The sequence below is a fragment of the Streptomyces albidochromogenes genome (assembly GCF_005981925.1).
In the GTDB taxonomy this organism is placed as follows: domain Bacteria; phylum Actinomycetota; class Actinomycetes; order Streptomycetales; family Streptomycetaceae; genus Streptomyces; species Streptomyces albidochromogenes.
In genome coordinates, this window is sequence record NZ_VBVX01000513.1 from 1 (window position 1) to 2596 (window position 2596).

The window sequence follows — 2596 nt, forward strand, 5'->3', positions numbered from 1 at the left end:
GGCGCGGGCCGGGGGCCCGGGGCCCTACTTCAGGCCGAGCTTGTCGCAGGCGGCCTTGTACTTCGGGGTGCAGATCTCGGCGACCGTGTAGACGCCGTCCTTGACGACGGTGTCCTTGATGTTGTCCTTGGTCAGCGAGACGACCGGGACCAGCACGGACGGGATGCCCTTGTTGGTCGGGCTGTCCGTCTTCTCCTTGGCGATGGAGTCGAGCTTCTCGCCACGGGCGAGCGCCACGGCCATCTCGGCGGCGGCCGCGGCCTCCGGCGCGTACGGCTTGTAGACGCTCATGAACTGCTCACCCGCGACGATGCGCTGCACACCGGCGAGCTCGGCGTCCTGGCCGGTGACCGGCGGGAGCTTGCTGAAGCCGCCCGACTTGAGGGCGGTGATGATGCCGCCCGCCATGCCGTCGTTGGCGGAGTAGACGCCGATGATCTTGTCCTTGCCGAGGGCCGAGATCGCCGCCTCCATGTTGGCGTTGGCGTTCTCCGGCTTCCACTCCTTGGTGTCGTACGACTTGCCGATGTTCACCTTGCCGTCGAGCTCGGCGAGAGCGCCCTTCTTGAACAGCGCGGCGTTCGGGTCCGTGATCGCGCCGTTCATCATGACGATCTGGCCGTCCTTGGCCTTGTCGCCGAGGGCCTCGAGGAGGGCCTTGCCCTGGACGTGGCCGACCTCCTCGTTGTCGAAGGAGGTGTAGGCATCGATCGGGCCCTCGGCGAGGCGGTCGAAGGCGACGACCGGGATGCCCTGGTCCTTGGCCTTCTTCACACCGCCGGCGATGGCCTTGGAGTCCACGGCGTCCACGATGAGCGCGTCCACCTTGTTGGTGATCATCGTGTCGATCTGCTGCGTCTGGGTGGTGGCGTCCTGCTTGGCGTTGGCGTAGACGAGCTCCGCCTTGCCGTTGGTCAGCTCGCTGATCTTCTTCTCGATCAGCGGCTTGTCGAACTTCTCGTAGCGCGCGGTCTGGTTCTCCGGCAGGAGCAGGCCGATCTTGAGATCGTCGCCCTTCTTGGCGCCGGTCTCCTTGGCGGAGTCGGCCTCTTCGGCACTGCCACAGGCGGCGAGCGAGACGGCCATTGCGGTGGCGGCCACGGCCACGGCGGCACGACGCATACGCGTGTTCATTTCTTGGAACCTCCCTGACGAGGCCGCGACATTGCGGCCGAGGTGGCTGGAAGTCAACTCGGCCCCGCTGGCAGCGTCAAGGAGTAAATCCTTAACGAGATGACAACGGTGCCATTCGTTATCTAATTGAAGACGGCGCCCGCTCGGGCACCGCACTGTCCAGAAGGGTCGAATCTCCCATTTCGCTCAGCGCGAGGGCGAGAGCGCCCAGGACCTCGGCCCTTCCGCCGAGCGCTCCGGGAGCCACCGAGAGCTGTCTGGCGGCACTGGGGATGGCGTACCGGGAGACGGACTCGCGGATGGGTCCGAGTACTAGTTCCCCAGCCTCCGCCAGGTCGCCTCCCAGCACCACCCGACTGGGGTTGAGCAGGTTGCACAGGCTGGCCACGCCGCTGCCGATGTGGCGGCCGACGTCGCCGATCACCCGACGGCAGCCCGGGTCGCCCTCGCGCGCGAGCTGTACGACGCGCTCCATGGTCAGATCGGGGCCGTGGCTGGGCTGGAGCAGGGGCAGGACGTACCGGGCGGCCGTGAAGGTCTCCAGGCAGCCGCGGTTGCCGCAGCGGCAGACCGGGCCCGACTCGTCGAGCGTGATGTGCCCGATCTCGCCCGCCGTGCCGCCGGGTCCCCGGTAGATCTGGCCGCTGATGACGAGGCCGGCGCCGACACCGCTGGCGACCTTGATGTACGCCAGGTCCTTGACCCCGCGCCCGCTGCCCCAGACCAGCTCGCCGAGCGCGCCGAGGTTGGCGTCGTTGTCGACGTACACGGGCACGCCCAGGCGCCCGGAGAGCTCCTCGCTCGGGTTGATGCCCTTCCAGCCCGGCAGGATGGACGTCGAGCCGAGCGTTCCGGACTCCACGTCGATCGGCCCGGGTACGCCGAGGCCGACGCCGATCACCTTGTCCTGGCTGATGCCGCTGGCCGCGATCAGCCGCTTGACCAGGTGTTCCGCCCGGTCGAAGCCCTCGGCGGCCGAACCGTCCACGTCCAGCGGCTCGGCCTCCTCGGCGAGCACCTGGTGGGCGAGGTTGCCGACGGCGACGCGCAGGTGCGTATGCCCGAAATCGACGCCGATGACGATGCCGGCGTCACCGCTCAGCGAGACGCTGCGCGCCCGGCGGCCGCCCGCGGAGGTCGGGGTGACCTCGACGGTCCCGCCGTCCTTGAGCTCGCGCACGATATTGGAGACCGTGGCTGCCGAGAGCCCTGTGGCCCTGGCGATCTCTGCCTGGGTGAGCGAGCCCGCCATCCGGACGGCCCGTACGACTCGCTCAAGATTGGCCCGGTGCAGTGACGTCTGCGACCCCGGAGTCTCCATTGACTCTCCTCTTTCTCCAACATGTGAACTCTAAGATGAGCCTTTCGGGTTGCCCCCCGTCAAGACCTTGAGCCTGGCGGCGGGGGTGGGAGGAACGCCGAACCGCCCGCCGGCAGCGGGCCGGCGGGCGGTTCGTACGGG

General features: G+C 68.5%; 2 protein-coding genes. Both read right to left on the reverse strand.

Translation table 11 applies throughout. From position 1 onward, the window contains the following. Positions 1-24: 24 nt before the first annotated feature. Positions 25-1134, reverse strand: a complete 1110-nt coding sequence (locus E2E34_RS33265; RefSeq protein ID WP_138905556.1) for a sugar ABC transporter substrate-binding protein — start codon at positions 1132-1134, stop codon at positions 25-27. Between the two features lie 118 nt (positions 1135-1252). Next, positions 1253-2455 carry an ROK family transcriptional regulator gene (locus tag E2E34_RS33270; protein ID WP_138905557.1) on the reverse strand — a complete coding sequence of 401 codons (1203 nt, stop codon included), beginning with the start codon at positions 2453-2455 and terminating at the stop codon, positions 1253-1255. Positions 2456-2596 lie beyond the last annotated feature (141 nt).